The sequence below is a fragment of the Janthinobacterium sp. MP5059B genome (assembly GCF_001758645.1).
Taxonomy (GTDB): domain Bacteria; phylum Pseudomonadota; class Gammaproteobacteria; order Burkholderiales; family Burkholderiaceae_D; genus Janthinobacterium; species Janthinobacterium lividum.
In genome coordinates, this window is the sequence record NZ_LRHX01000022.1 from 217,882 (window position 1) to 243,964 (window position 26,083).

Sequence of the window (26,083 nt, forward strand, 5' to 3'; positions counted from 1 at the left end):
GGTAATCTCGCCCCGTTCACGACCATTTATGATGAAGGATTATTATGCGTTTTCTGCGTTTCTTGCGTCCCCTGCTTGCCGCCGTCACCCTGGTGGCGGCCACCGGCGGCGCCATGGCGGCCGATACCGGCTTTACCACGCTCCCGACGCCAGTGCGCACGGACACGGGCAAGAAGGTGGAAGTGGTTGAGTACTTCATGTATTCCTGCCCGCATTGCTACGCGCTCGATCCGCTGATGCACGACTGGGTCAAGAAGCAGGGCGACAAGATTGCCTTCCGCCGCATCCACCTGGCCTTCAATGGCCCGAAGGATCCGCAGGCGCACGCCTATGCCACCCTGGAGGCGATGGGCCAGCTGGACCAGTTCCACGACAAGATCTTCCGCGCCATCCACGTCGAGCGCAACCGCCTGAACCGCGATGACGCCATCCTCGACCTGCTGGTCAAGAATGGCATCGACAAGGCGAAATACCTGGACATGTTCAATTCCTTCGGCGTGCAGACCAAGCTGAAACGCAATGAACAGCTGATCACGGCCAGCAAGATCGACAGCGCGCCGACCATCGTCATCGATGGCCGTTTCGTGACGTCGCCGGCGCAGCTGTCGCGTCCGGGGCAGTCCGAGCCGCAGACCCAGACAGCGACCCTGCGCGTGATGGATGAACTGGTGGCGCGCGTGCTGAAAGAGCGCGCACCGGTGCCAGCGAAGAAATAAGCGGAGCGCATCATGAAACAGCTGCCCTGGACCTTGTGCGCACTGGCCCTCGCCCTCGTTGCCTGGCTGGCGATTGCCGTCGTCAGCGTGGAAAACCAGCGCAATGCGCTGGCCACCAAGGCGTGCGTGGACCCCGCGTTCAAGAACGAGGTCGACGCGAAATGCCTGGCGTCCGTGCAGTCGCGCGAGCACTGGTGGCAGCACTTGACTTACGCCATGACGCACTTCAGGAACTGAAGGTGTTTGCATACAGAACCCGCCATGCGCGGGTTTTTTTTCGTCCGCGTATGATGGAACCACAACTATCGAGGAGGGACAATGAAGGAAGTGATCTTGATTACCGGTAGCAGCCGCGGCATCGGCGCGGCGACGGCACAGCTGGCGGCGCGCCAGGGCTATGCCGTGTGCGTCAACTATGTGCGCGATGCGCAGGCGGCCGACGCGCTGTGCGCGCGCATCGTCGCCGATGGGGGCGAAGCCATCGCCGTGCAGGCCGACGTCAGCGACGCGCAAGACGTGGAACGGCTGTTTGCGGAAGTCGATGCGCGCCTGGGGACGCTCACGGCGCTGGTCAACAATGTGGGCGTGCTGGAGCAGAAATGCCGGCTGGCCGATATCTCCGTGCAGCGCCTGGAACGCGTGCTGCGCACCAACGTGATCAGTTATTTCCTGTGTTGTCAGCAAGCCGTGCGGCGCATGTCGACGGCCAGCGGCGGGCAGGGCGGGCGCATCGTGAATGTCTCGTCGGCAGCCGCGCGCCTCGGCTCCCCGGGCGAATACATCGATTACGCGGCCTCGAAAGGCGCCGTCGATACCCTGACCCTCGGCCTGGCGAAGGAAGTGGCGGCCGAGGGCATCCGCGTCAACGGCGTGCGGCCCGGCATCATCTATACGGAGATCCACGCTTCCGGCGGCGAACCGGGACGGGTGGCGCGCCTGGCGTCCGGCGTGCCGATGCAGCGGGGCGGCCAGCCGGAAGAAATCGCCGACGCCATCCTGTACCTGCTGGGACCGGGCGCCAGCTATGTGACGGGCAGCATCCTCGACGTGGCGGGCGGGCGCTGATTTTTAACGAATTTTCGACTTCTGCAAGCAAGTGATTCAAGCGCGGGGCCAATTATCAAATGCGGAAAGCGAGTCCAGAATGGCGGGGTGCCATTGCAGCAGGCACGCCGATCAACCTACCTGGACTTTCCATGCCCGCACCTGTTCTTGCTCCCGCCATCCTTGCCCTGTCGCTGCTGGCCGCCGCGCCCGCCCAATCCGCCACGCACCTGCCCCTGCCGGCCCACCTGGCCGGCGCCGCTGCCACCGACAAGGTGGTACTGGCTGCGCGCCGCTTTGCCGCGTTCTGGCAAAGCGGCGATCCGGCCCTGGCGCGCCAGGCGCTGGCCGACGATTTCAACGACCGCACCTTGCCCGCCGGGCGTCCGCAGGGATTGGCCGGTCCGCTGCAGGCATCTGACGTGTTCCATGCGGCCGTGCCGGATTTGCAGGTGGCCATCGAGGACATGCTGGTGGCCGGCGACCGTGTCACCTTGCGCCTGCATTTCACGGGGCGCTTCACGGGCGTCTTCCCCACGCCGCAGGGACCCTTGCAGGGACAGGGGCAAGCCATCGATTTCCATGCCTTCGATCTGTACCAGGTGAATGCGCAGGGCCGCATCAGCGACAACTGGCACCTGGAAGATAATCTGACCCTGCTGCGCCAGCTGGGCGTGCTGGCGCCCTGATGACGGCCCGCTAGCCTTGCGCCGGCAGGGCCGCGAACTGCTGCAGCAGGAATTCGATCAGCAGGGCCACGCGCGGCGGCTGGAAGCGGCTGCGCCGGTACAGCAGGTTCAGGGGAACGCTGTCGCCGAAGTAATCGTCGAGCACCGTCTGCAGGCGCCCAGCGCGCAGGTCGCCGCCGATGTCGAGCAGGGATTTGTAGGCATAGCCATGGCCGGCCACGGCCCAGCGGCGGATGATTTCGCCATCGTTGCTGTGCCAGGCGCCCTGCAGGCGCAGGCTGTGGCGCTTGCCATCCTCGCGGTAGCGCCACTCCTGCGGCGCGCCGTCGCCCGCCGTGAGTACGAGGGTCGGCAGCATCGCCAGGTCGCGCGGCGTGGCCGGCACGCCCACCCTGGCGGCCAGCGCGGGAGACACGCACACGACGCGCCGGCCAGGGTGCAGCAGGCGCGCCACCATGTCGCTGTCGGGCAGTTCGCCGTAGCGGATGGCCAGGTCGATGTCGTCCTGCAGCAGCCTGGCCGTGGCATCCGTCAAGGTCAGCGCATGGCGCACCTGCGGGTGCTGGGCGGCAAAGCGGTCGAGCATGGGCAGCAGCAGCTGGCGGCCGATGTCGGACGGCGCCGAGATGCGCACCACGCCGCGCACGGCAGCGCCGCCTGCATGCAAGCCGTCTTCGGCCTGCGCCAGCAAGTCCAGCGCCTGCTCGCTGTAATGGCGGTAGTGCAAACCCTCTTCCGTCAGGCGCAGCTGGCGCGTGGTGCGCTCGAACAGGGTGACGCCCAGCGCCGTTTCCAGGCGCGCGATGGCGGCGCTGGCGGCGGCCGGCGACAGGCCGTGCTTGCGGCCCGCCGCGGAAAAACTGCCCAGCACCGCAGCGTCGAGGAACAGGGCGATTTCCGCCAGGCGCCCGGCGCCGCCGCTGCGGATCATGCCGGGTGCGCGGCCGCGGGCTTCGGCGCCGGCGCAGAATGGGGCGTGATCACCACGGTGCAAGTGGTGCCGGCTACCAGCAATTGCCCTTTCGGCTGCTCGTCGATGTGGATGCGCACGGGTACGCGCTGCGCCAGGCGCACCCAGTTGAAGGTGGGATTGACGTCGGCCAGCAGTTCGCGGCCCGTGGCGGCGTCGCGGTCGGTGATGCCGCGCGCGATGCTCTCGATGTGGCCGTGCAGGGTGCCGCCGCTCATCAGATTCATTTCCGCCTTGTCGTCCTGCGCCAGCATGCCCAGCTTGGTCTCTTCGAAATAGCCGACGACGTAGTACGAGGCGCTGTCGATGACGGCCAGCTTGGCCGCGCCGACGGCGGCGAAATCGCCCTTGTGCACGTTCAGGTTCGTCACGTAGCCGCTGACGGGCGCGCGCACGGTGGTGCGTTCCAGGTTCAATTGCGCCAGCGCGCGCGCGGCCACGGCGGCCTGCACCTGCGACGAGGCGGAGCTGGCGGCAAAGGCGGCGCTTTCGCGGCTTTCCGTCGAGATGATGCTGGCGTCAAGGCCTGCGCGGCGCTGCGCCTCCTTGCCGCGGCGTCCCTGTTCCGTCCTTTGCGCGGCCAGCACGGCGTCGGCTTGCGCCAGTGCGCTCGTGTAGCGTTCCTTGTCGACGACGAACAGCACGTCGCCCTTTTGCACCACCTGGTTGTCGCGCACCAGCACGTCCGTGACGGTGCCGGCCACGTCGGCGCTGATGTTGACGATGTCGGCCTTGATGCGTCCGTCGCGCGTCCACGGCGACTCCATGTAGCGGTCCCAGACGGTCTTGCCTATCCACAGCGCGGCGGCCAGGAGCAGCAAGGTGATTGCATAGCGGGTCAGTTTGCTTACCATGTCGGCAGCCTTTCCTTGATGGGGTTGAACAGTTTTTTTTATTTGTAAAGCGATAAAGCCAGCGCGCCAAAGATGGCGATGAAAATGCACAGCCGCGCCAGCGACGGGTGCCACACCATGCGGTACACGCCCAGCCAGCCCAGCACGCGGTCGAGCAGGGTTTGCAGGCCGATGCTGAGGATGAACAGGGGCAGCAGGGTAGGAATCAGAATTCCGAACAGGGCGAATTCACGCGGCATGGTGGTCTCCGGCGCCAGGCGCCATATGGTCGAGTAATGAGGTGTAGATCGAATGCAGGTCGGCCAATGCCGTGTGCAGGCGCGCGCTACGTTCCGGTGCAATGCCAGCTTCGTTTTGCGCGGCGCGCACCACGGCGCCCGCCTGCAGGGTGGCTGCCAGCGCCGCCTGCAGTGCCGTGTCGCTGCGCGTGCGCAGCCAGGCGGCGATGTGGTCCACGCACTGCTGCAGCGCGTGGCGCGTGGCGCCTGGCCGGGCCGTCGCGATCAGTTCGCGCAATTCGATCACCGAATGGCCGATTTCCAGCAAGGTCAAGGCCTGGCGCACGACGGCGCGCGCAGCCTCGCCCGGCGCCGGTCCGGCCGCCGCATTGAGCTGGCTGAGCAAGTCGCGCACGCGGTTGTCGAAACGGTGTTTCACGCGCCGCGCGGGCGCCGTGCACGCATGCAGCGCTTCGCGCCACAGGGCACGGCCGATGTGGTCCTTGTGGCCCATCGTGTGCTCGGGCAGCAGCACGGCAAACACGAGGGCCGCCAGCATCAGGCCCACGATCAGGGCCATGCCCGTGTTCAAGAAGGCCGCGCCGTCGACATGCATCAGATTCGTCGGCGCCATCTGCGTGATGAAGGTCGACACGCCCAGGCCCACGCCCAGCTTGGCGGGATTCGTCATCAGGTACAGGCCGACGGCGAGGAAGGGCGCAAAACTGAGCACCAGCATGGGGAAGCCGTCGCCGTGCACCAGCACGAAATACACGCACACCAGCGACAGCGGCATGGCGATGAGGAAGCCCGCCAGCACCTGGCGGATCATCATGATGGGGCGCGGCGAGGACGAGGCCAGCGCGCAGAACACGGCCGCCATCAGCATCGCCGTGCTGGCGTAGGGCCAGGCGAGGAAGTAGGCGCCCAGCGCCAGCAGGGCCAGGCTGATGGCCGCGCGCGCGCCGCTGGCGATCACCAGCGCGGGTGGCGTCTTCGGCGCATACGCCTGCGGCGTGCTGATTTCCAGGGGCGTGTCGTGCGCCAGGCTGAAATACACTTCGTGAAAGCGGCTCATGTCGCGCGCGAAGCGCTCCAGCAGTTCGCACACGGTGTCGAAATCGATGCGCTGCGCATGCGCGATGGTCGCGCCATCGATGTCCGAGCGGGCCTGCGCCAGGGCCGTCTGCAGGTGCAGCTGCATGGTGTCGAGCGAGTCTTGCGAAGGCGTCGCCTGCAGCGCTTCGGCGACGATGGCGTACAGGGGCGCGCAGGCCTGCATGACTTGGGTTTCGCCATCGCGCTGCAGGCGGTCGAACAGGCGGTGGAAGGTGTAGAAAGTGGTCAGCGCCGTCATGAAGGTGGCGTTGAAGGCGTGCAGCTTGCGGTTTTGCGCGCGCACGTGGCTGACCTTGCTGGTGACTTCGAACAGGGCGGCCGAACGGCCCAGTTCCAGCGCCGCGACGTCGGCGGCAAACTGCAAATGCGTCAGTTCCACCTGCGCCGGCGTGAGTTTTTGCTGCAGCACGTCCTGGCAAAAGGTGAGGAATTTGCCGTAGCGCGCCTGCACCGTGCGCATCACCTGCGTGCCCTGGTGGCGCGGCAGCAGCACGCTGGAGACGGCCGCCGAACAGATGATGCCCAGGCTGACCTCGGCCACGCGCGTGACGGCCAGCGCGAACACCTGCATCGGCTGCTCGATGGCGGGCAGCACGATCATGCAGGCCGTGTAGCCGGCCAGCACGTACACATACGACTGGGCGTTGCGGTGCAGGGCAGAGCCGCTCGTGCACAGGCCCACCCACAGGGCCAGGCCGGCGAACAGCAGCACGGGCTGCTGCGGGAACAGGCCGATCAGGGTCAGCGCGGCCGTGCAGCCGAGCAGGGTGCCGCACAGGCGGTAAAAGCTTTTTTCCAGCACCATGCCGCTGCTGGGCAGGGCCAGGATGATGGTGGTGGTCATCGCCGTGCTGGGCGAATCGAGGCCCAGGCGATAGGCCAGCCACAGGGCGCAGAAGGACGCGATGAGGGTCTTGCCGACGTAGATCCAGCGTTCGCCTTCCGTTGCGCGCCAGTCCTGCAGCGCCAGCGCCAGCCAGTGGGCCGCCCGGGTCAGGGGGCCGTGTGTGAATTTGGTTGCTGTGGCTGGCGTCATCGATAGGCTATCAGTTCTGGTTGTTGAGATTGTTCAGGTTGCGCAACTGGCGCATGTACAGCTTGTCGAGCACTTGCAGCTCTTCGTCCGTGAACCCTTCATACAGGGCCGAGGTTTCCTGGTACACATCGGGCAGTGCCGTTTCGATCAGTGCGCGGCCCTTGTCGGTCAGCGAGATCATCACCGAGCGGCGGTCGCCGGGACGCGTGCCGCGGTGGATCAGGCCGCGCGTTTCCAGGTCGTTGCACACGCGCGTCAGGTTGGCCGGCTTTTCATGGCAGGCCATGCCCAGGGTGCAGGCGTTCGAGGTTTCGTCGTCCGTGCCGTACAGCACGGCCAGCACCATGTAGCTGGCATCGACCAGGTCATGCTTTTTCAGCGCCGCGTTGGTCAGGTCTTTCATGCCTTTTTGAATGTGGTACGTCATGCGCAACAGGCGCATCAGTTCCATGGGGAAGCCTGGCATGCGCGTGCGGATGTTTTGCAGCCGCTTGGAGGTGGCGTCAAAAGCGGTCATGTCATATTCCTTCATGTGTGAATAAAGTTCCGATTGTATCTTGTTGGGCTAGGGCAATGCCAGGATTGCAAGCTCAGATGCCGCCTCCCAGTGCATTCATCAAGGAAACGTACAGATCGAGCTCGCGTGCCCCATTCTGCGCCTGCTGCTGTTCTTCCGCCAGCAGCGCCACTTGCGTGTTGAGCATGTTGATGGCGTCGCTCATGCCCGCCTTGTAGGCTTTTTCCGCCAGGTCGCGCGCGCGCTGCGCCGTGGCCAGCGCCTGCACGGTCAGCTGGTGCTGTTTGGCCAGCGACTGGGCGCGGGTGACGGCATTGGCCACGTCCGACATGGCGTTGATGACGGTGGCGTTGTATTGCTCCACGGCGCCGTCGTACACGGCCGTCTGGCTGCCCAGCTGGGCGCGCAGGCGGGCGCCGGCGAAGATGGGCAGGCTCAGTGCGGGCGAGGCGCCGCGCACCTGCGAATTGGCGTCGAGAAAGTGGCTGAAGCCGAAGGCCTGGAAGCCGGCAAAGGCCACCAGGTTGACGTTCGGGTAGAACTCGGCCTTGGCGGCGTCGATGCGCTGCGCCGCCGCTTCCACTCTCCAGCGCTGGGCGGCGATGTCGGGACGGCGGCCGATCAGGTCGGCCGGCAGGGCGGCGGGAATGGCCAGCGGCTGGTCCAGGCGCAGCACGGGGCGGCTCAAGGCTGCGCCCGCTGCCGGGCCCTTGCCCGCCAAGGCCGCCAGCTGGTTGCGCAGCAGGGCCAGCGATTCGGCCGACTGTTCCAGCTGGCGGCGTCCCGCCGGCAAGGTGGTTTCGATCTGCGCCACGTCGATGTCCGTGCCGATGCCGGCGGCCTTGCGCTGGCGCGTGATGTCGAGGATGCGGGCGCGCTGCGCCAGGCTGCGTTCGATCACGTCCTGCAGCTGGAATTCATACGACAGCTGGATGTAGGTGCGCACCAGCGCCGTTTCCAGGGCCAGGCGGGCCATCTGCGATTCGGCCGACGCCATCTGCACGTCGCCCAGCGCGGCGGACAGGGCGGCGCGGTTGCGGCCCCACAGGTCCAGGTCGTACGAGGCCGTGACGGTGGCCTGGTTGCGCCAGGCGTAGTTGCCGGCCAGCGGCGCCGGGGTGCTGCCGTGCTGGGAATACAGTTCGCGGTTGATGGAGACATTCGCGTCCGCCTGCGGACGGGTCTTGTCCTCGGCCGCGCCGGCCAGCGCCTCGGCCTGGCGCACGCGCGCCTGGGCGCCGCGCAGGGTGGGACTGTCGGCCAGCGCCTGCTCCATCAGACGGTTCAATTGGGGATCGTGCAAGTCTTGCCACCATTGCGTGCGCGGCCATTGGATGGCGGCGCTGGCGGCGGCATCCATGGCCTGGCTCGCTTGCAGCTTGTTGGCGTCGAGCATGGCCGATTGCGGCGCGATATGGCCCATGTCGGCGCAAGCGCTCAAGGCAAGGATCAGGCTGGCGGCAAGCAAACGGCGGTGCAGGGACATGCAGGAACTCCGGAAGGTGGGGTTGGGGTGATGCTGACAGCTCGCCGCGGTGAGCGCCGGGAGTGGCCCGGGTGCTGCGCCGCAACTGAGGTGTGTTACTGACTGACTGAAACCGGCTGACTGGTTTCTTATTTCACGACGTGTTTTGCCGTTTGCGCGACATCAAAGTCCGCTTCCGTTTGCGGGATCAGGCCAGCCTTGCGGGCGGCGTAGAACTCGGCCATGACTTGTTCGCGCGTCACGTTGCTGGCGGCGGTGGCAGGTGTTTTCGGGTAGTCGACTTCGCTGGTGGCGATTTCGCCGGCGTTGCGGGCACGGATGTATTCGGCAGTGACGTCGGCGCGTGTGAGTTGCTGGCTGGCAGCGGCTGGCGCGGCGCTTTGAGCGAAAGCCGACGTGGCGGTGGTGATGGCAAACAATGCTGCGATGAGTGATTTGGCTTGCATGATAAGACTCCAAAATGTGCATGATGGCTGGGTGGATGGGCCGGATCGCCACGTACCGGTCGGTTCGGCGACAGGGCGCTGGTGGGTGCCTTGCCGCCGATGAAGCAGTTTCTGGATGAGAAGATGCTTACTTGAATTAACTATAGCAATGAATATTACATTTGTGAAGTAATTTTTGAAAATATTTGTGCGCCGCCGCATTTCCCCCAGGGAATATGCCGTGCAGGCGTGCGCCGCCGGCCAGGCCAGGGGAGTAAGCTGGTTTTTTTATTAACGGGAGTCAGCCATGAGCAGCAGTTCACTCGATCCGGATAATTTGCCCGTCACGCCCGACCGTATCCTGGGCAGCGGCCATGGCAAGGGCGCGCTTGGGCCCAGCGACAGTTCCGACAGCGGCAGCGACATGCAGGGCGTGCCGGGCCAGGACCCGGAAGCGCTCGAGAACGACAGCGATGCGGCCGGCACGGGCGAGCGGGCTGGCGTGGAGCCGCAGAATGCGGCGCCCGATGGCGGCGATATCGACGTCGACCATGTGGAAAGCGTGGCGCCCGTGCGGCCGGCAGAGGAGGAGGGCGAGGGCGAACCCGGCGGTTCGCGGGGGACTGCGCCGCGCCCCTGACGGCTGCTGGCGGCACGGTCGCCACGAATTACTGTCTCTCCTGCGCCATCAGCGTAAAATGTGGTCAAGGCGGCGTGCGCGCCGCCATGGCCAGCCGGCCGGCACAGGATAGGATGTCAGAGGATGCAAACGCAGATGTCGGAAGAGAAAGAAAAAGACTTGATGTCGATGTACCGCGAGACGCGGCCGCGCGAGTTTTTTGGCGAAAAAAGTAACACCAATCACCTGGCCTGGAGTTTGCTGGTGGTCTTGCTGGCGTTGGCGTTCTGGCTTGTCGTGGCCCTGGCGGCGGCGGAAAACCAGCGTTATGCCCTGGAAACGAAGGCTTGCCAGGATCACGTGTTCCCCACGGAAATCGACACGTCTTGCCTGAAGCAGGTCAAGTCGCGCGATCACTGGTGGCAGCACGTGGGCCACGCGCTGGTGCGCATGGGCGCCTGATCTTGGCGCGATCTGGCTGAACCTGGCGGCGGCGGGGGCCGCTGCGGTGATGGAGCGATAGTGCGGGAGGCGCCATGCCACGCGATCACTCGCGCGAGCAGCCGCAATGGCTGCTCGCGCGCCACAGTGCCTTGACGGCGCGCCAGTTGCTGCGCGCCTATGGCTTGCTATGCCTGTTTTCCCTCGTGATTGCCGCCGCCTTTGCGTTGCGGGGCCTCTGGTACATTCCCGTCTTTTCGTTCGCCGAGCTGGGCCTGGTGGCCATTGCACTGCTGCATTATCTGCGCCATGCGCGCGACTATGAACACATCGCCTTGCGCGACGGCGAGCTGATCATTGAACAGGTCAGTGCCGGGCGCTGCCGGCGCCACCACTTTTCGCCGTGGCGCACGCGCATCGCCATGCCGCAAGGGCCGCGCCAGTTGATACGCATCAAGGATGTCGGCCATGCTGGCGCGCATGTGGACGTGGGCGTGTTCGCCACGCCCGAACGGCGCCGGCAAGTGGCGCAGGAACTGCTGGCCCTGCTGCCACCGCCAGCGTAATCGCCTTACACGGCCCGCGACGGGCCTTCCCACAGATTGATATGGCCTTCGCGCGCCTGCACGTCGATGGCGGCCAGCTCGTCGGCCGTGAATGACAATTGCTGCAGCGCGGCCACGTTTTCGCGGATTTGCGCGCTGCTGCTGGCGCCGATCAGGGTCGAGGTGACGCGGGGATCGCGCAATACCCAGGCCAGCGCCATCTGCGCCAGGGTTTGCCCCCGCTGCGCGGCGATCTGGTTCAGCGCGCGCACGCGGGCCAGGTTTTCCGCGCTCAGGTGCTTTTGCAGCAGCGAACCGCCGCCGGGGCGGTTGACGCGCGCATCCTGCGGCACGCCATCGAGGTATTTGTCGCTGAGCAGCCCCTGCGCCAGCGCCGTGAACGTGATGCAACCCACGCCTTGCTCTTGCAGGGTGTCGAGCAAGCCGTCTTCCTCGATCCAGCGGTTGAGCATATTGTAGGCCGGCTGGTGGATCAGACACGGCACTTTCCACTCTTTCAGCAGGGCGGCCGCCTCGGCCGTCTTTTGCGGAGAATACGACGACAGGCCCACGTACAGCGCCTTGCCCTGCTGCACGGCCGTGGCCAGCGCGCCCATGGTTTCTTCCAGCGGCGTGTCGGCGTCGTAGCGGTGCGAGTAAAAGATGTCGACGTAGTCGAGGCCCAGGCGCTGCAAGCTCTGGTCCAGGCTGGCCAGCACATATTTGCGCGAACCGCCGCCCTGGCCGTATGGGCCCGGCCACATGTCCCAGCCTGCCTTGGTGGAAATGATCAGTTCATCGCGGTATGGTAAAAAATCGTCGCGCAGCAGCTTGCCGAAATTGCTTTCCGCGCTGCCATATGGTGGACCATAGTTATTCGCCAGGTCGAAATGCGTGATGCCCAGGTCAAACGCCGTGCGCAGCATGTCGCGCTGGGAAGCGAGGCTGTTGCTGTCGCCAAAGTTGTGCCACAGTCCCAGCGACAGCAGCGGCAGTTTCAGCCCGCTGCGCCCGCAGGTGCGGTATTGCATGCTGTCGTAGCGGTTCTCGGCGGCGTGGTAGGTCATGGCATCTCCTGGTTGAATGAAGTGCTTATTTTCGCGCAAAATCAAGGTCTGCGTGCGTGCGCCTTGCGCGCGAAGGGACGCGCCTTACAATAAGCATTGAGAAGTCTCGCAAGGAGCGGTCATGGAAATCGAATTGAAATTGTTGCTGGCGCAGGAAGATGTCTTGCGTTTGCGCGCGCACCCGCTGCTGGCGCAGTCTGCGCAAGGCGAGCCGCAGCTGCTGCAGATGCAGATGCACGATATCTATGTCGATACGCCCGATTTGCAGCTGTGCCGCCAGCAGGCGGGCTTGCGCGTGCGGCACGTGGATGGACACTGGGTGCAAACCCTGAAGGCGGGCGGCACTGTCAGCGGCGGCTTGCACAGCCGCCACGAGTGGGAGGGCGAAGTTCCCGGGCCGCAACCGGACCTTGCCGCGCTCGATGCGGCCATCGGCCGCAAGCAACCGATCCGCGCGCTGCTGCGCCAGGACGCCATTCGCGACGCCTTGCAGCCCGTGTTTACCACGCGTATCGAGCGCACCGTATGGCAGCTGTGCACGCCGCAGGGCGACCAGATCGAATGCGTGCTGGACCAGGGTGTCATTGAAAGCGGTGCGGATGGGGCGGATGGCGCCATCCGCAGCGTGCCCGTCAGCGAGATCGAACTGGAGTTGAAGCAGGGGCAGGCGGCCAGCCTGTTCGACGTGGCGCTGGCCCTGCTGCAGGACGTGCCGCTGCAGCTGGGCCACATGAGCAAGGCGGAACGCGGTTACCGGCTGGCGGCATCCTATCCCTTGCAAGCCGTCAAGGCGCAGCCCCTGGCGCTGGACGCGGCCATGTCCGTGGAGCAGGTATTCCTGGCCATCGCCGGCAATTGCCTGGAGCAAGTCAGCGGCAACCAGGATGGCGTGGCGGCGGGCGAGGACGTGGAAAGCGTGCACCAGATGCGCGTGGGCCTGCGCCGCTTGCGCTCGGCGCTGGGCATGTTCAAGTCCCTGCTGGCGCTGCCGGACGCCTTGAAGGGCGAACTCGGCTGGCTGGGCGGCGCGCTGGGCGAAGCCCGCGATTGGGATGTGTTGGCTGGCAATACCCTGGCGCAGCTCGATGGCGAGGCGGCCTCGGATGCGGCGGCGCTGACAGAGGCGGCACACGCGCAGGCGCGGTTCAAGCACGTGCAAGCGGCCCAGGCCGTCACCTCGGCGCGCTACACGGCCTGCATGCTGGGCTTGCAGCGCTGGCTGCAGGCGTGCGCCTGGCGCGACAATTGCTCCGCGCGCCAATTGCGGCGCCTGGACGCGCACGTCTTGCCGTTTGCCCGCGCAACCCTGCGCAAGGACCAGCGCCGCCTGATGAAGCGCGGCAAGCGCCTGATGCATGCCACGCCGCAGCAGCGCCATCGGGTGCGCATCGCGGCCAAGAAGACGCGGTATGCGACGGAATTCTTTGCCTCGCTGTTTGCCGCGCGCACCGTGCAGCCGTATGTGGGGCGGCTGTCGCTGCTGCAGGATGAACTGGGTTGGCTCAACGATGTGCAGGTGGCGGACCGGCTGCTGCAGCAATTGCCCGAGGTTCAGACTGGCCAGGCGGACCAGTCCGCTCAGTCGGCCCAGTTCGCCCGGGACGGCTTGCGGCTGCACGCGGCCTTCGTGCGCGGCTATCTGGCGGCGCGCGCGCAGGCGCAGGGCAGCGATGGCCGCATGCACAAGGCCTGGCGGCGCTTCAAGGCGGCCCGCTTGCCGGCCTGAGCCCGCTCCTGCCGCAGTATCAGGCCAAGCCAAGCCAGATCAGGCGCGGCTAGGCCAGCGGGCGCTGCAACCGGCGTTCGAGGATGGCCAGCGGCGATTTGTGCGGGGCCGCCATGGCGTGCACCGGCAGCAGCCAGGTTTGCTCCAGCGCATGCTGTCCCCGCAGGGCCGCGTGCGATACGGCGTCACTGAAGACGATCCACGTCTGGCCCGGCGCGAACGCATGGGTGTGCTGTTCCACCTGCGCCTGGTAGCCCAGGTCGGCCTTCATGGCGTCGTGCAGCTGCAGCATGTAGTGGTCGTAGGGCGTGCGCCGCGACTTGGTGATGCCCAGCCATTGCAGCAGGGCCGCCAGCACGGGTTGCGGACGCTTCGCGACGGGTAAAAAATGTTGCGCCACCTGCTCGAATGGCGCGCCCAGTTTCCACACGCGGGGTGCGTCGCGCGGATGAATGTTGGTGAAGACGCGCAGGATGCGCCGGCCCTGCGTGGGCGAGGAGGGAAAGCTGTCGACATGCAGGCGCGTATCGTCCTTGCGCCAGGAACTCGCCCGGCCGGCGATTTCCACGGGGCGAAAGCTGCCCTTGCCTTGCTGCAGATGGGAGGAATAGCCAGGCAGCAAGCCGCCCAGCAAGCGCTGCGTGTGCCGCGCGTAGCGCTGCATCAGCGCGGCCAGCAGGGCCGCATCGCAGGCATCGCCGTGGCCGCGCACGCCGCGCGCCGGCTCCCAGCTGATATTCTTGGCGCTGCTGGCGTTACCCACCGCGCCGTTCAGCAGCGCATGCTCTTCCTGTCGCAGGGCGAAGCCCAGGCGGGGCAACAGCAGCACTTGCCCATCTTCGAGTGCCTGCAGCGCCGCCGCCTGCTGCACGGCGCTGCCACTGGCGTCCCACTGGTTCAGGGAAATGTCGATGAGTTTGCTCATGGCACAAACGGGGAAGACATCGGAGCGGCCAGTATGGGCGCCTGCCGCCCTCTCCTGTTTGCGCTAGCGCAGGTTCAGCTCACAGTTTGCTGTTCTGGCAGCCGGCGCTCACGCATTCGCGCACGCGGTCTTGCAGGAATTGCGCGCGTTCGATGGTGGTGCGCGTGGCGCAATCGAGGTTCACATAGAAGCCCGAGCCATCCTTTTTCGAGCATCGCTCGTTGCGCTCGCTGATCCAGGAAAGCTGGCCCGATTTCAGCTTTTGCTTGCCGCCGGCATCGAGCTGGGAGCTAAGTTTCTTGTAGTTGGCGTTGAGTTCCTTGTCCGCTTCCTGGTACACCTTGTTGAGGCAATACAGGCCATCGAAGTCATTGCGCGGCGTGTCGCAGGCCGAGTTGGCGAAGGCGGAGCCGGAGGCGCAGAGCAATAGGGCGAGCAGGCATTTTTTCATGGAGTGCTTTCAGAAAGTGGTGTGGCAGGATAGGCGAGCAAGGCAGCGCTCTTGCGCATCGTATAACATTTCCTGTCCGGGCCGCAGACGCTTGCGGGCGCGCCCGCAAGTGTGCCGTCAATAGGCCAGGCGGCCCGGCACGCTCACTTCGATCTGCGTGCCGGCGCCGGGCCGGCTGTCGATGCGCAGGCTGGCCCCGATGGCGGCGGCGCGCTCGCGCATGCCGACCAGGCCCCAGTGGCCGGGCCGCTGGCCCGCCTGCGCCACGGCGTCATCGAGGCCGCAGCCGTCGTCGCGCACGCGCAGGGTGAATGCCTGCTCCGCATAGTCGAGTTCCAGCACGATGTTTGCCGCCTCGGCGTAGCGCGAAGCGTTGAACAGCGCTTCGCGCGCGATGGCATAGATTTCGTCATGCACGCGCGGCTGCAGGCGCCGGCAGGTGCCGCTGACATGCACCGTGAAGGCGTGCGCGCGGTGCTCGGCCAGGCCCTTGCCGAATTGCTGCAGCGCCAGCCGCAGTTCGTCGGGTTCGGCCGAGGCGCGCAAGTCCATGATCTGGTCGCGGCCTTCGATCAGCAGCTGGTCCGCCAGGTTGAGGGTGCCATCGAGGCGCGCCCGTTCGCGCGTGCCCTTGGGCAGCATGTCCGCATGCGCATGGAACGACAGGATCAGGCCTTGCACGCTTTGCAGCAGCGTGTCGTGCAGCGAACGGGCGATGCGCGAGCGCTCGGCCAGGCGCTCCTGCAAGCGTTCCTGCATATTGCGCGTCAGGTGGCGGATGCGCAGCACGTAGCCGCCATACAGCAGCAGCGCGGCGCCCAGCGCCAGCAGCACGACGAACCACGGCGTTTGCACGAAGGTGGGCGCGATGACGATGTCGAGCCCTGTTCCCTGCGTGTTCCACACGCCGTCTTCGTTGGCGGCCGTGACGTCGAAGCGGTAGCTGCCGGGGGCAAGGTTGGTGTAGTACGCTTCGCGGCGTCCCACCGCCTCCTGCCAGCCCGTGTCCACGCCTGCCAACCGGTAGCGCAGGCGCACGCGTTCCGGCATCGACAGGCTCAGGGCCGTGAAGCCGATCTGCAGGGTCTTGCTGCCTTGCGGCAGATGCTGCGGCTTGCCATCGTCCAGCGCGTAACGCACGCCATCGGCCAGCAAGCTGTGGATCTGCACGGGCGGCGCCAGGGCGTTGCGGCGGATGTGCAGCGGGTCGAGCATGGCGATGGTGGCCGAAGTGGAGAACCACAGCTTGCCATCGGGCGCATGGATCAGCGACGGCACGGGGCGCAGTTGCGAGGCATGGCCCTGCAAGCCGTCGAGCGCGTCGAAGCGCTCCGAGGTAACAGCGCTGCCGTCCCGCATCCACGCGGCCAGGCTGGCGGCAGCGATATGGTCGATGCCGTCCGCGCCATGCAGCCACAGGTCGCCGTCCGGCAGGCGCACGATGCCCGATACGCCGCGAAACGCCGCCCCGTGCGCGCCGCGCAGCATCTGGAAGCGGCCGGCGCGGTACAGGGCCACGCCGTTTTCGCCGCCGGCCCACATCGCCTCGCCATCGCGGTACAGCTGCAGCACGGTGCCCACCTGCAGGCCCTCGGGCGCGCCGAGCCGCTTGACGGCGCCTGCGCGCTGGCCATCGGCCACCAGGCTGAGCGTATTGTCGGCATGGCCCAGCCAGACGGTGCCGGCGCCATCCATCGCCATGGCCGTGGTCAGCACCGCCGGCAGGCCGGACAGGCCGCCGTCGGCGATCCATTTTCCTTCGCTCAGGCGAAACAGGCCGCCGCCGGAAAACGAGGCCCACAGGGCGCCTGAGCGGTCCTGCTGCAGCGCCTGAGGATCGAGTCCCAGCACGGGCGGCACCACGCGCGTCATGGCGCCGTTGCGCGCGCGATGGTGCAGCTCCTGCTCGTTGCCCAGCCACAGCGTGCCGTCGGGCGCCCAGTGGCTGGCCGCCAGCGCCCCCTTTTTCAGTATCACTTTCTTCACCCCGTCGGCGGTAAAGCTGCGCACGTCGCCGACGTAGTCGCCGATCCACACGTCGCCATCGGGTCCCGGCAGCATGCCGGGATGGTCGAAGGGCACGGCGACGGCCAGGGTCTTCAGGCGGTTCGGCCGCAGCCGGTCCAGGCCCGTCGAGGTGCCGAACCACAGATTGCCTTCGCGGTCCTGGAACGACGTTTGCGGCAGCGGGCCGCTGATGCCGTTCTGGCGCGTCAGGCGCTGGGCCGGCAGGCTGGGGCCGGAAGGATCGAACTTGCGCTCAATGCCATCGGGCTGCATCAGCCACATGGTGCCGGCGCGGTCGAAGCGGATGCCGTTGCCCGTGGCGTCGGGCCGGATGGGCGCGTCGCCGCGCGGCGCGCTGGTGCGCACGCGATAGTAATTGCTTTGCGCGTCCACAGCCCAGATGGCGCCATCGGGCGCTTCATCCATGCTGGTGAGCATGGTACGCGGCCAGGCATGGGAAAAGCGCGTCTCGCCCGGCCTGCGGAAAAAGACGCCGTGCATGGTGCCCATCCACTGCGTGCCATCGCGCCCGAACAGGATCTGGTACACGCGCTTGTCGGGCAGGCCCACGTTGGCGGCCTGCGCGACGAAGCGGTCGGCGCCCGGCGCCAGGCGCGCCGCGCCATCGCGCGTGCCGACCCAGATGGCGCCGTCGGGCGCTGCCTCGATATGGAATACGGCGCCTGGCGGCAAGCCGTCCGCTTCCCCGTACGTGCGCGCGCCATCCTTGCGAAAGACGCTGACGCCGCCCAGGCGGTAGCCGACCCAGACGGCGCCGTCAGGCGGCGTGGCCAGGCCCAGCACATTGCTCGACGGCAGGCGGTGGCCGTACACGCTGTCGACGCGGTCGAAGCGCACGCCATCGTAGCGGTACAAACCGGTGGCCGTGGCGATCCACAGCCAGCCATCCTTGCCCTGGGCGAATTTCAGTACGTCGACGGGCGCGCCTTGCAGGGCGCCCCAGGCGTTGTGGGTGTAGTCGGACAGCAGGGGCGAGGGGGCGGCCGCGCACGCGTGCAGGTGGCACGCCAGCAGGGGCAAAATCAACAGGCGGCGCAGCAGGCGAGCGGACATCGGGGCAGGGCGGGGTGGGAAGATGCTGATTGTAGCGCAGCGCCTCGCCTTTCAGCAGGCAAAAAAAAGCCCGCGCGGGGCGGCGCAGGCTTTTTCTCCCTACGTTGACAGGAACTGCTTACGCGAAGTTCTTGGCAACGAAGTCCCAGTTGACCAGGCCCCAGAACGTTTCCACGTACTTGGCGCGCAGGTTGCGGTAGTCGATGTAGTAGGCGTGTTCCCACACGTCGCAGGTCAGCAGCGGCTTGTCGCCGGTGGTCAGCGGGCAGCCGGCGTTCGAGGTGTTGACGATGTCGACGGAGCCGTCGGCTTTTTGCACCAGCCAGGTCCAGCCCGAACCGAAGTTGCCCACGCACGACTTGGTGAATTCTTCCTTGAACTTGTCGAACGACGACCATTTGGCGTTGATTGCGTCAGCCACGGCACCCGCAGGCGCGCCGCCGCCGGCCGGCTTCATGCCGTTCCAGTAGAAGGTGTGGTTCCATACTTGCGCTGCATTGTTGAAGATGCCGCCCGACGATTTCTTGATGATCTCTTCCAGCGACAGGTTCTCGAACTCGGTACCCTTGATCAGGTTGTTCAAGTTGGTGACATACGCCTGGTGATGCTTGGCATAGTGGTATTCCAGGGTTTCTTTCGAAATATGCGGCGCCAGAGCGTCCATTTCATACGGCAGTGGTGGCAGAGTATGTTCCATGTGATGTCCCTTTGTGGTGAGTGTTCGGAGTCTTCCAGCCTGCGGCCGGAGGGTTGAGCCAAGCTTGCTTGAAGCAGGCATTCTTGCTGAACGAGCCACTATTGTAAAGCGGATGCGCCATTGCTGCAGATTCCCGCATGCGTTGCGGATACTGGTGGCGTATTGATTCTCGTTCAGGAAAATAGTGGTATATGGTGAAGCGTCAGCACCTTGAGAAACCGTAGCGAGCAAGCCCGATATCGGGTTGAGTAGCGCAGCTGTACAAAAAGTACAGCGAGCAACGCCGACCCGAGAGTGGGCTGCGCAGTAGGTTTATCATGGTGCAATCCTTAGCGGATGCGGCGAGTGGTTTCCCGCACGATGAGTTCCAGCGGCGGGATGGCGGCCTGCACGGCTTCGCCATTGATCAGGCCCAGCAGCGCTTCCGTGGCGATGCGGCCGATGTCGTACAGGGGCTGATGGATGGTGGTGAGCGGCGGCGTCGTGTAGGACGAGCCGGGCAAGTCATCGAAGCCGACGAGCGAGATATCGTCGGGTACGCGGATGCCCTTGCGGTACAGGCACAGGCGCACGCCATAGGCGGACAGGTCGTTGGCGGCGAAGACGGCGCTGAACTGCTGCTGCGTATCGAACAAATGGTTCATGGCCAGCATCCCGCTTGCTTCGTGGAAATCGCCTTCCACCATCAGCTTCGGGTCGATGGCGATGTCCGCTTCGCGCAGTGCGCGCTGGTAGCCCGTCAGGCGCTCGGCCGCATCCGTGTTGTTGGCGGGGCCGGCCACGAAGGCGATGCGCCGGTGTCCCAGTTCCACCAGGTGGCGCACGGCCAGGTAGGCGCCGTATTCGTTGTCGAGCTTGAAGCCGATGGCGCTTTTCGTGGCCAGCAGGCGGCCCGTCGAGACGATGGGGCGCTGCTGCGAGAAATCGAGCACGCTCTCGTCCGAGATGCGCCCCGACAGCAAAATGATGCCGTCCACCTTTCTTGCCAGCAGCAGGCGGATGCGGTCCGCCTCTTCCTGCGCATTCCAGTGCCCGCTGACGATGACGGACGCATAGCCCGTGTCCTTCAAACCATCGTCCACGCCGCGCAGGCTTTCGTCGAAGAAGGGGCTGGAAATGTCCTGCACCACGATGCCGATGGTCATCGAGCGGCCTTTTTTCAGCCCCTGTGCCATCTGGTTCGGCGCGAATTTCATGTGGGCGATCGCCGCCAGCACGGCGTCGCGCTTGTCGTCGGAGACCCTGGCCGTGCCATTCAGGATGCGCGAGACGGTGCTGGGCGACACGCCGGCCTGGCGTGCCACGTCGAGCAGGGTGGAAGGGGGAGCAGCGTGGGCGCTATCGTTCAAGGTGATTCCTGGGTATCAAGATGGCTGGTTCTCAGTGCTCTGAAAACCTTTTCATCGGAAGATTACCATAAATGGCCACGAGCAACCGCAGGTCGGCGCAGGTCGGCATAGGTCGGCATAGGTCGGCTTAGCCCGCAGGGCGTAAGCCGACACATCAAGGCCAAGCAATGCCTTGGAACCATGCCTTTGCCGCCAGCAATGCGTCGGATGACGCGCTCGCGCGCCTCGGCGACCCGCTCGACCTCCATATGAAAACGTTTTCACAAAAAACAACGGCAGCGCAAATGACGAATTTTTGCGCTTTTTCATAGGAGAAAACGCGCCACGGCGTGCCGCTTGCCATGCTGCCTTCAATAAAAATGACAACTTTTTCGGTTGACTTGATTTTCTTTGCGGTGTTAAATGGACACATGTTGTGAAAACGTTTTCAAGATAGAAAACGCTCAATAAACGGAGATGAAATAATGAAGTCAAGCATCCTTGGCGCCGCCCCGCTGGCAGCGCTGACCCTGGCCGCCAATGTGGCCGCCGCGCCCGCAGCCGTTCCGCCGGCTGCAGCCCTGCCGACGCTGGCCCCGGCCACGATTACCGTCGCCTCGTTCCCCGACCTGGACCGCGCCGTCAAGACGGCCTTGCCCCTGTGGGAAAAACTGTATCCGCAAGTGAAGGTCAAGCTGGTCAGCCTGCAGATCGACGATCATCACAACTCGATGACGACGGCGCTGGCGGCCGGCGCGCGCCTGCCCGACGTGATGGCCATCGACTTCCGCTATGTCGGCAGCTTCGCCGAATCGAAGGGCATGGAAGATTTGCTGCAAGCGCCATACGGGGCAGGACAGTACCGCGCCCAGTTCGTGCCGTTCACCTTCGTGCAGGCGACCAGTTCGCGCGGCACCCTGGGCGCCATGCCGGCCGACCTGGGACCGGGCACCCTGTTCTACCGCAAGGATCTGATGGACAAGGCGGGCATCAAGGAAACCGACCTGACGCAATCGTGGGAGTCGTATATCGCCGCCGGCAAGAAACTCAAGGCCGCCACCGGCACTTATCTGCTGGCCGGCGCCAGCGACCTGGCCGACATCTATATCCGCGCCAATTTGAAAGATGGCGAAGGCATTTACTTTGGCGACAAGGGTCAGGTGCTGGTCGACTCGCCCCGCTTCGTGAAGGCGTTCGAGCTGGCCAAGGCGGCGCGGGTGGCTGGCATCGATGCGCGCACCGTGGCCTGGACGGGCGAGTGGGCCGAAGGCTTCAAACGCGACAAGGTGGCCAGCCAGATGATGGGATCGTGGCTCAGCGGCCACCTGGCCAAGTGGCTGGCGCCGGCTTCGTCCGGCCAGTGGCGCGCGGCGAACTTGCCGGCCGGCGCGCTGGCGTCGTACGGCGGCTCCTTCTACGGCATTCCGAAAAAGGCGGCGAATAAAACCCAGGCCTGGGAATTCATCAAGTTCATGACCGTCAACAAGGATATCCAGCTGCACTCGCTGAAAGAGATCGGCGCCTTTCCGGCCCTCAAGGCAGCCTATGCGGACCCGATGATGGACGAGCCGCAGGCGTATTTCGGCGGCCAGAAGACGCGCCTGCTGGCGCGTGACACGGCGGCGAAGATCCCCGTCATCCGCGTCGACAAGTTCGACGCCGTGGCGCGCGACATCGTCAACATGGAACTGGAAAGCGTGCTGGCGCAAAACAAGGATATCAAGACGGCCCTGGCCGACGCCAAGGCTCTGATCACCCACCGCGCGCGGCGCTAGGAGCAGCATGACTACCTCCATGCCTTGTACCGAGGGCGCGCCCGCTGCTGCGGCAGCGCAGCCCGCCAGGAAACGCTTCAACAGGAAGCAGTGGGCGCCGTACATCTTCATCAGCCCCTTCTTCATCCTGTTCGCCGTCTTCAGCCTGTTCCCGCTGCTGTTCTCCATCTATTTGTCGTTCAACCAGTGGGAAGCGGCCAGCGGCGTGGAAGCCATGCAGTGGGTGGGCCTGGACAACTACAAGTATGCCTTGAGCGACCCGTGGTTCCTGCGCTCGCTGGGCAATACCGTGTGGTTGGCGCTGGCCTCGGGCGTGCCGCAGCACTTGGTGGCCATTCCGCTGGCGGCCTTCATCCACAACAGCTTCAAGCGCTCGCGCAACCTGGTGATCGGCATCTATTTTTTACCGTTCATCACGTCCAGCGTGGCCATCGCCATGGTCTTCAATACCCTGTTCTCGCGCGACTATGGGCAGATCAATGTACTGATCCAATGGTGCGCCAGCCTGCCGCTGGTGGGCGGCCTGTTTCCGGCAGAATCGATCGACTGGCTGGGCAGCTCGCTGTTCATCAAGCCGGCCGTCGCCTTCGTCATTTTCTGGCGCTACCTGGGCTGGAACCTGGTGCTGTACCTGTCCGCGCTGCAGGTGATCCCGAAGGATCTGTACGAAGCAGCCACCATCGATGGCGCCTCGAAACGCCAGCAGTTCTGGTACATCACCCTGCCGCAGCTGCGCCCCATGATCTACTTGGCCGTGACCCTCACCATCATGGGCAATCTGCAGCTGTTCGAAGAGCCGTTCGTGCTGGTGGCCGAATCGAGCGGCGTGAGCCAGTCGGTGATGACGACGGCCATCTTCGTCTACAAGACGGCGTTTTCCTCGGGCGACTTCGGCACGGCATCGGCCATTTCCTGGCTGCTGTTCCTCATCATCGCCAGCACCACGTGGGTGAATAACCGCATCTTCAGCCGCAATGAACGCAAGGAGGTCCGATGAAAACCACCCGCTGGACGGCCTACGCCATGGTGGCCATCGGCGCCCTGATCATGGTTGCGCCGTTCTACTTCATGTTCGTCTTCGCCACGCACACGAGCGCCGAGATCTACAGCCTGCCGCCGCCGCGCTGGTTCGGCACGGCCCTGCTGAACAACATCGAGCTGCTGCAGGAGCGCCTGCCGTTCTGGCGCAATATCGGCATCAGCCTGTACGTGGCCCTGATGACGACGGCACTGACCCTGTTCTTTTGCTCGCTGGGCGGCTATGCCTTCGCCATGTACGAGTTCCGCTTCAAGCGGCCCTTGTTTACCCTGGTGATGGCATCGATGATCATCCCGTCGTTCATGAACATGATCCCCACCTTCATGCTGATGGATTTCCTCGGCTGGCTGGACCAGCCGCGCGCCCTGTACGTACCGGGAGCGGCAGGCGCGCTGGGTATCTTCCTCATGCGCCAGTACATCGGCACGGCGATACCGAAGGACCTGATCGAGGCGGCGCGCATCGACGGCTGCGGCGAGTTCGCCATCTACTGGCGGGTCGTGCTGCCGCTGATCGGCCCCGCCATGGGCACCCTGGGCCTGATCACCTTCATCAACTCGTGGAACAATTTCATTACGCCGCTGGTCGTCATGCGCTCGGTCGAGAACTACACGATCCCGCTGGCCCTGCGCAGCATGCAGGCGCCGAACAACACGGAGTGGGGCGCGCTGATGACAGGCGCCGCCATTGCCGTGCTGCCGCTGCTGCTGATGTTTTTTGTTGCCTCCAAGCGCCTGATCGAAGGGCTGACCCAGGGCGCCGTCAAAGGCTGATGCACTCACTTATTTCAACCCCTCACACTGATACCACCACCATGCATAACGACGATATTGACAGCAACTTTCCCGCCACCTTCACCTGGGGCGTGGCCACCAGCGCCTACCAGATCGAGGGCGCCGCCGCCATCGATGGCCGCGGCCCATCCATCTGGGATACCTTCAGCCATACGGATGGCAAGATCATAGACGGCAGCAATGGCGACGTGGCCTGCGACCACTATCACCGCTATGCCGAGGACGTGGAGCTGATCGCCAACCTGGGCGTGAACGCCTACCGCTTTTCCATGTCCTGGTCGCGCGTGCAGCCGGCCGGTTCCGGCGCCTGGAACGAAGCGGGCTTCGACTTTTATGCGCGCCTGCTCGACGTCCTGGCTGCCAAGGGACTCGACGCCCACCTGACCCTGTATCACTGGGACTTGCCGCAAGCGCTGCAGGACGAGGGCGGCTGGCTCAATCGCGCCACCTGCTACCACTTCGCCGCCTATGCGGCCGAGGTGGCGCGCCGCTTCGGCCACAAGGTCGCCAGCATCGCCACGCATAACGAACCGTGGTGCACGGCCGTGCTGGGCCACGGCACGGGCCAGTTCGCCCCCGGCATGGCCGATCCGGCCGCCGCCGTGCAAGTGTCGCACCATCTGCTGCTGTCGCACGGCCTGGCCATGCAGGCGATGCGCGCGGTGAACGCGCCGGCGAAACTGGGCATCGTGCTCAATCAGTGGACTGCCACGCCGGCCACCGACAGCGCCCAGGACCGTGAGCTGGCCGAACTCGAATATGCGCGTTCGGTGCAGTGGTATATGGACGCCATCTTCAAGGGCCGCTACCCGGCCCTGGCCCTGAAACACGTCGACGCTTCTGCTTTATCTATATTTGAAAACGATTTCATAGATATCAAACAGCCTATCGATTTCCTTGGCGTGAACTACTACACGCGCGCTTTCATGAGCGCCGAGACGCCGCCGCGCAAGCCCGAATGCAAGCTCGGGGTCAACGACATGGGCTGGGAAACCTATCCGCAAGGCTTGACGGAGCTGCTCGTGGGCCTGCACCGCGAATATCGGCTGCCGCCCGTCTACATCACGGAAAACGGCATGGCGGTTGCCGACAAGCCCGTCGACGGCAAGATTCATGACGAACCGCGCATTGAGTACGTGCAACTGCACCTGGACGCCTTGCGCGCCGTGATCGCGCAAGGCATCGACGTGCGCGGCTATTTCTACTGGAGCCTGATGGATAACTTCGAGTGGAACTCCGGCTACGCCAAGCGCTTCGGCATGCTGTACGTCGACTACGCCACGCAGCAGCGCAGTTTCAAGGACAGCGCCCTGTGGTACCGCGACTTCATCGCCGCGCAGCGCGCCGCGCATGCCGATGCGGCCGTCCTGGCCGGGGAGCACTGACATGGCCGCCATTTCCCTGCGCGGCATCCGCAAGACCTACGGCGACGGTCCGGAAATCGTCAAGGGCCTGGACCTTGATATCCATGACGGCGAATTCATGGTCTTCGTGGGACCGTCCGGCTGCGGCAAGTCGACCCTGCTGCGCATGATCGCGGGACTGGAAGACATCAGCGCGGGCCAGCTGCGCATCGGCGACCTGCTGGCCAACGACGTGGCGCCGGCAGAGCGGGGCATCGCCATGGTCTTCCAGAGCTACGCCCTGTATCCGCACATGACGGCGCGCGACAACATGGGCTTTGCCCTCAAATTGACGGGCAAGGGGGAGGCCGAGGTGCGCGCGGCCGTAGGCAAGGTGGCCGAGATTTTGCAGATCACGCACCTGCTCGACCGCAAACCCAAGGCCTTGTCCGGCGGCGAACGCCAGCGCGTGGCCATCGGCCGCTCCATCGTGCGCCAGCCCAAGGTATTCCTGTTTGACGAGCCGCTGTCCAACCTCGATGCCTCGCTGCGCGTGCAGACGCGGATCGAGCTGGCCAAGCTGCACCAGGAACTGGGCACCACGATGATCTACGTGACGCACGACCAGGTCGAGGCCATGACCCTCGGCGACAGGGTCGCCGTCTTCCACGGCGGTCACCTGGAGCAGGTGGGCGCGCCCCTGGACCTGTACCGCCATCCGGCCAGCCAGTTCGTGGCCGGCTTCATCGGCGCGCTGCGCATGAATTTTTTGCCGTGCGCCGCCGTCCCGGCGCTGGCCAGCCAGCTTGGTGGCGAGGCGGGCATGCTGGTCGGCATACGTCCTGAACACCTGCGCCTGGTGCCGCGCGAGGAGGGCTACGGCGCCACCGTCACCCTGATCGAGCAGCTGGGCGATGCGCAAATCATTCACGCGACGCTCGATGGCGGTATTGACGGCAGACCGCATGCGGTGGCCATCAAGCTGCACGGCGAGGCGCGCCACGCGCTGGCGCAGGGCAGCGCCATCGGCTTCGCGCCGGAAGAAGGCCATGCCTTTCTATTCGACACGGCCGGGCGCGCCGTGGCTACCCATTGACCCCGCACGGAGGCGACATGACTTCAGATTGACACCCAAAAAATGTGCAGCAGTAGCCAAAGAGCTATGTGATCATCATTCA

At 65.2% G+C, this 26,083-nt stretch carries 26 protein-coding genes; 13 read left to right on the top strand and 13 right to left on the bottom strand.

Translation table 11 applies throughout. The features are described 5' to 3' along the window. Positions 1 to 44 precede the first annotated feature (44 nt). From JAB1_RS26930 to JAB1_RS26945, 4 genes are all read left to right on the top strand, one after another. Entirely contained in the window at positions 45 to 716 is a 672-nt protein-coding gene (locus JAB1_RS26930) for a thiol:disulfide interchange protein DsbA/DsbL (protein ID WP_070282666.1), read from the top strand. A 12-nt stretch (positions 717 to 728) separates the two neighbouring features. Continuing rightward, positions 729 to 953, top strand: coding sequence for a hypothetical protein (locus JAB1_RS26935; protein ID WP_070282668.1), 225 nt, complete (start codon positions 729 to 731; stop codon positions 951 to 953). An 81-nt stretch (positions 954 to 1,034) separates the two neighbouring features. Then, positions 1,035 to 1,781, top strand: a complete 747-nt coding sequence (locus tag JAB1_RS26940; protein ID WP_070282671.1) for an SDR family oxidoreductase — start codon at positions 1,035 to 1,037, stop codon at positions 1,779 to 1,781. Positions 1,782 to 1,912: 131 nt separating this feature from the next. After that, the gene (locus tag JAB1_RS26945; RefSeq protein ID WP_070282673.1) at positions 1,913 to 2,449 is read left to right on the top strand and encodes an ester cyclase; all 537 of its coding nucleotides are present in this window, start codon (positions 1,913 to 1,915) and stop codon (positions 2,447 to 2,449) included. 10 nt (positions 2,450 to 2,459) lie between these two features. On the opposite strand, the gene JAB1_RS26950 is transcribed toward JAB1_RS26945, so the two are convergent. The 7 genes from JAB1_RS26950 to JAB1_RS26980 all read right to left on the bottom strand — a co-directional run bounded on the left by JAB1_RS26950 (position 2,460) and on the right by JAB1_RS26980 (position 9,095). Next, positions 2,460 to 3,380: a LysR substrate-binding domain-containing protein gene (locus tag JAB1_RS26950; protein ID WP_070282675.1), complete on the bottom strand. Its 921-nt coding sequence runs from the start codon at positions 3,378 to 3,380 to the stop codon at positions 2,460 to 2,462. Continuing rightward, the gene (locus JAB1_RS26955) at positions 3,377 to 4,273 is read right to left on the bottom strand and encodes an efflux RND transporter periplasmic adaptor subunit (RefSeq protein ID WP_034782060.1); all 897 of its coding nucleotides are present in this window, start codon (positions 4,271 to 4,273) and stop codon (positions 3,377 to 3,379) included. The genes JAB1_RS26950 and JAB1_RS26955 overlap by 4 nt, the downstream gene beginning before the upstream one ends. Before the next feature lie 38 nt (positions 4,274 to 4,311). Further along, complete coding sequence (locus JAB1_RS26960; protein WP_070224633.1) at positions 4,312 to 4,512, bottom strand: DUF1656 domain-containing protein; 201 nt, start codon at positions 4,510 to 4,512, stop codon at positions 4,312 to 4,314. Continuing rightward, entirely contained in the window at positions 4,502 to 6,646 is a 2,145-nt protein-coding gene (locus JAB1_RS26965) for an FUSC family protein (RefSeq protein WP_070282677.1), read from the bottom strand. Before JAB1_RS26965 ends, JAB1_RS26960 begins: the two co-directional genes overlap by 11 nt. Before the next feature lie 10 nt (positions 6,647 to 6,656). Beyond that, entirely contained in the window at positions 6,657 to 7,163 is a 507-nt protein-coding gene (locus JAB1_RS26970; RefSeq protein WP_034782299.1) for a MarR family transcriptional regulator, read from the bottom strand. A 73-nt stretch (positions 7,164 to 7,236) separates the two neighbouring features. After that, on the bottom strand, positions 7,237 to 8,649 hold the full coding sequence (locus tag JAB1_RS26975; RefSeq protein WP_070282679.1) for an efflux transporter outer membrane subunit: 1,413 nt from the start codon (positions 8,647 to 8,649) through the stop codon (positions 7,237 to 7,239). Between the two features lie 128 nt (positions 8,650 to 8,777). Next, positions 8,778 to 9,095, bottom strand: coding sequence for a DUF4148 domain-containing protein (locus JAB1_RS26980; RefSeq protein ID WP_034782066.1), 318 nt, complete (start codon positions 9,093 to 9,095; stop codon positions 8,778 to 8,780). 286 nt (positions 9,096 to 9,381) lie between these two features. Between JAB1_RS26980 and JAB1_RS26985 the strand changes: the two genes are divergently transcribed. The 3 genes from JAB1_RS26985 to JAB1_RS26995 all read left to right on the top strand — a co-directional run bounded on the left by JAB1_RS26985 (position 9,382) and on the right by JAB1_RS26995 (position 10,700). After that, positions 9,382 to 9,714, top strand: coding sequence for a hypothetical protein (locus tag JAB1_RS26985; protein ID WP_070282681.1), 333 nt, complete (start codon positions 9,382 to 9,384; stop codon positions 9,712 to 9,714). Positions 9,715 to 9,837: 123 nt separating this feature from the next. Beyond that, on the top strand, positions 9,838 to 10,155 hold the full coding sequence (locus JAB1_RS26990; RefSeq protein ID WP_034782067.1) for a hypothetical protein: 318 nt from the start codon (positions 9,838 to 9,840) through the stop codon (positions 10,153 to 10,155). A 74-nt stretch (positions 10,156 to 10,229) separates the two neighbouring features. After that, positions 10,230 to 10,700, top strand: a complete 471-nt coding sequence (locus JAB1_RS26995) for a DUF2244 domain-containing protein (RefSeq protein ID WP_070282683.1) — start codon at positions 10,230 to 10,232, stop codon at positions 10,698 to 10,700. Between the two features lie 5 nt (positions 10,701 to 10,705). Here JAB1_RS26995 and mgrA read toward each other — a convergent pair whose 3' ends face one another. Then, positions 10,706 to 11,746: an L-glyceraldehyde 3-phosphate reductase gene (gene mgrA / locus JAB1_RS27000; RefSeq protein WP_070282685.1), complete on the bottom strand. Its 1,041-nt coding sequence runs from the start codon at positions 11,744 to 11,746 to the stop codon at positions 10,706 to 10,708. 121 nt (positions 11,747 to 11,867) lie between these two features. Here mgrA and JAB1_RS27005 point away from each other — a divergent pair, with 121 nt between their 5' ends. Further along, a complete protein-coding gene (locus tag JAB1_RS27005) occupies positions 11,868 to 13,472 on the top strand; it encodes a CYTH and CHAD domain-containing protein (RefSeq protein ID WP_070282687.1) in 1,605 nt (534 codons plus the stop codon). Positions 13,473 to 13,521: 49 nt separating this feature from the next. Here JAB1_RS27005 and JAB1_RS27010 read toward each other — a convergent pair whose 3' ends face one another. The 5 genes from JAB1_RS27010 to JAB1_RS27030 all read right to left on the bottom strand — a co-directional run bounded on the left by JAB1_RS27010 (position 13,522) and on the right by JAB1_RS27030 (position 19,975). Beyond that, complete coding sequence (locus JAB1_RS27010) at positions 13,522 to 14,397, bottom strand: Kdo hydroxylase family protein (RefSeq protein ID WP_070282689.1); 876 nt, start codon at positions 14,395 to 14,397, stop codon at positions 13,522 to 13,524. A 79-nt stretch (positions 14,398 to 14,476) separates the two neighbouring features. Further along, positions 14,477 to 14,848 carry a lysozyme inhibitor LprI family protein gene (locus tag JAB1_RS27015; protein ID WP_034782071.1) on the bottom strand — a complete coding sequence of 124 codons (372 nt, stop codon included), beginning with the start codon at positions 14,846 to 14,848 and terminating at the stop codon, positions 14,477 to 14,479. Positions 14,849 to 14,965: 117 nt separating this feature from the next. Next, positions 14,966 to 17,929, bottom strand: a complete 2,964-nt coding sequence (locus JAB1_RS27020; protein WP_070282691.1) for a sensor histidine kinase — start codon at positions 17,927 to 17,929, stop codon at positions 14,966 to 14,968. A 118-nt stretch (positions 17,930 to 18,047) separates the two neighbouring features. Then, entirely contained in the window at positions 18,048 to 18,626 is a 579-nt protein-coding gene (locus tag JAB1_RS27025) for a Fe-Mn family superoxide dismutase (protein WP_034751750.1), read from the bottom strand. Between the two features lie 329 nt (positions 18,627 to 18,955). Next, positions 18,956 to 19,975 carry a substrate-binding domain-containing protein gene (locus JAB1_RS27030; protein ID WP_034751748.1) on the bottom strand — a complete coding sequence of 340 codons (1,020 nt, stop codon included), beginning with the start codon at positions 19,973 to 19,975 and terminating at the stop codon, positions 18,956 to 18,958. A gap of 464 nt (positions 19,976 to 20,439) precedes the next feature. On the opposite strand from JAB1_RS27030, the gene JAB1_RS27035 reads away from it, so the two are divergent. Genes JAB1_RS27035 through JAB1_RS27055 form a run of 5 tightly spaced genes read left to right on the top strand, consistent with a single transcriptional unit; the run spans position 20,440 to position 26,001 of the window. Then, entirely contained in the window at positions 20,440 to 21,729 is a 1,290-nt protein-coding gene (locus JAB1_RS27035) for an extracellular solute-binding protein (protein WP_083300025.1), read from the top strand. 7 nt (positions 21,730 to 21,736) lie between these two features. Then, complete coding sequence (locus JAB1_RS27040) at positions 21,737 to 22,726, top strand: sugar ABC transporter permease (RefSeq protein WP_070282694.1); 990 nt, start codon at positions 21,737 to 21,739, stop codon at positions 22,724 to 22,726. Continuing rightward, on the top strand, positions 22,723 to 23,541 hold the full coding sequence (locus tag JAB1_RS27045) for a carbohydrate ABC transporter permease (RefSeq protein ID WP_070282696.1): 819 nt from the start codon (positions 22,723 to 22,725) through the stop codon (positions 23,539 to 23,541). Before JAB1_RS27040 ends, JAB1_RS27045 begins: the two co-directional genes overlap by 4 nt. 41 nt (positions 23,542 to 23,582) lie before the next feature. Continuing rightward, positions 23,583 to 24,947, top strand: a complete 1,365-nt coding sequence (locus JAB1_RS27050; RefSeq protein WP_070282698.1) for a GH1 family beta-glucosidase — start codon at positions 23,583 to 23,585, stop codon at positions 24,945 to 24,947. A 1-nt stretch (position 24,948) separates the two neighbouring features. Next, a complete protein-coding gene (locus tag JAB1_RS27055; RefSeq protein ID WP_070282700.1) occupies positions 24,949 to 26,001 on the top strand; it encodes an ATP-binding cassette domain-containing protein in 1,053 nt (350 codons plus the stop codon). The last annotated feature ends 82 nt before the right edge of the window (positions 26,002 to 26,083 follow it).

Bases quoted from the DNA above. Each gene is read 5' to 3' on its own strand.
- JAB1_RS26930 (WP_070282666.1), top strand. From the start codon at position 45: ATGCGTTTTCTGCGTTTCTTGCGTCCCCTGCTTGCCGCCGTCACCCTG.
- JAB1_RS26935 (WP_070282668.1), top strand. From the start codon at position 729: ATGAAACAGCTGCCCTGGACCTTGTGCGCACTGGCCCTCGCCCTCGTT.
- JAB1_RS26940 (WP_070282671.1), top strand. From the start codon at position 1,035: ATGAAGGAAGTGATCTTGATTACCGGTAGCAGCCGCGGCATCGGCGCG.
- JAB1_RS26945 (WP_070282673.1), top strand. From the start codon at position 1,913: ATGCCCGCACCTGTTCTTGCTCCCGCCATCCTTGCCCTGTCGCTGCTG.
- JAB1_RS26950 (WP_070282675.1), bottom strand. From the start codon at position 3,380: ATGATCCGCAGCGGCGGCGCCGGGCGCCTGGCGGAAATCGCCCTGTTC.
- JAB1_RS26955 (WP_034782060.1), bottom strand. From the start codon at position 4,273: ATGGTAAGCAAACTGACCCGCTATGCAATCACCTTGCTGCTCCTGGCC.
- JAB1_RS26960 (WP_070224633.1), bottom strand. From the start codon at position 4,512: ATGCCGCGTGAATTCGCCCTGTTCGGAATTCTGATTCCTACCCTGCTG.
- JAB1_RS26965 (WP_070282677.1), bottom strand. From the start codon at position 6,646: ATGACGCCAGCCACAGCAACCAAATTCACACACGGCCCCCTGACCCGG.
- JAB1_RS26970 (WP_034782299.1), bottom strand. From the start codon at position 7,163: ATGACCGCTTTTGACGCCACCTCCAAGCGGCTGCAAAACATCCGCACG.
- JAB1_RS26975 (WP_070282679.1), bottom strand. From the start codon at position 8,649: ATGTCCCTGCACCGCCGTTTGCTTGCCGCCAGCCTGATCCTTGCCTTG.
- JAB1_RS26980 (WP_034782066.1), bottom strand. From the start codon at position 9,095: ATGCAAGCCAAATCACTCATCGCAGCATTGTTTGCCATCACCACCGCC.
- JAB1_RS26985 (WP_070282681.1), top strand. From the start codon at position 9,382: ATGAGCAGCAGTTCACTCGATCCGGATAATTTGCCCGTCACGCCCGAC.
- JAB1_RS26990 (WP_034782067.1), top strand. From the start codon at position 9,838: ATGCAAACGCAGATGTCGGAAGAGAAAGAAAAAGACTTGATGTCGATG.
- JAB1_RS26995 (WP_070282683.1), top strand. From the start codon at position 10,230: ATGCCACGCGATCACTCGCGCGAGCAGCCGCAATGGCTGCTCGCGCGC.
- mgrA (WP_070282685.1), bottom strand. From the start codon at position 11,746: ATGACCTACCACGCCGCCGAGAACCGCTACGACAGCATGCAATACCGC.
- JAB1_RS27005 (WP_070282687.1), top strand. From the start codon at position 11,868: ATGGAAATCGAATTGAAATTGTTGCTGGCGCAGGAAGATGTCTTGCGT.
- JAB1_RS27010 (WP_070282689.1), bottom strand. From the start codon at position 14,397: ATGAGCAAACTCATCGACATTTCCCTGAACCAGTGGGACGCCAGTGGC.
- JAB1_RS27015 (WP_034782071.1), bottom strand. From the start codon at position 14,848: ATGAAAAAATGCCTGCTCGCCCTATTGCTCTGCGCCTCCGGCTCCGCC.
- JAB1_RS27020 (WP_070282691.1), bottom strand. From the start codon at position 17,929: ATGTCCGCTCGCCTGCTGCGCCGCCTGTTGATTTTGCCCCTGCTGGCG.
- JAB1_RS27025 (WP_034751750.1), bottom strand. From the start codon at position 18,626: ATGGAACATACTCTGCCACCACTGCCGTATGAAATGGACGCTCTGGCG.
- JAB1_RS27035 (WP_083300025.1), top strand. From the start codon at position 20,440: ATGAAGTCAAGCATCCTTGGCGCCGCCCCGCTGGCAGCGCTGACCCTG.
- JAB1_RS27040 (WP_070282694.1), top strand. From the start codon at position 21,737: ATGACTACCTCCATGCCTTGTACCGAGGGCGCGCCCGCTGCTGCGGCA.
- JAB1_RS27045 (WP_070282696.1), top strand. From the start codon at position 22,723: ATGAAAACCACCCGCTGGACGGCCTACGCCATGGTGGCCATCGGCGCC.
- JAB1_RS27050 (WP_070282698.1), top strand. From the start codon at position 23,583: ATGCATAACGACGATATTGACAGCAACTTTCCCGCCACCTTCACCTGG.
- JAB1_RS27055 (WP_070282700.1), top strand. From the start codon at position 24,949: ATGGCCGCCATTTCCCTGCGCGGCATCCGCAAGACCTACGGCGACGGT.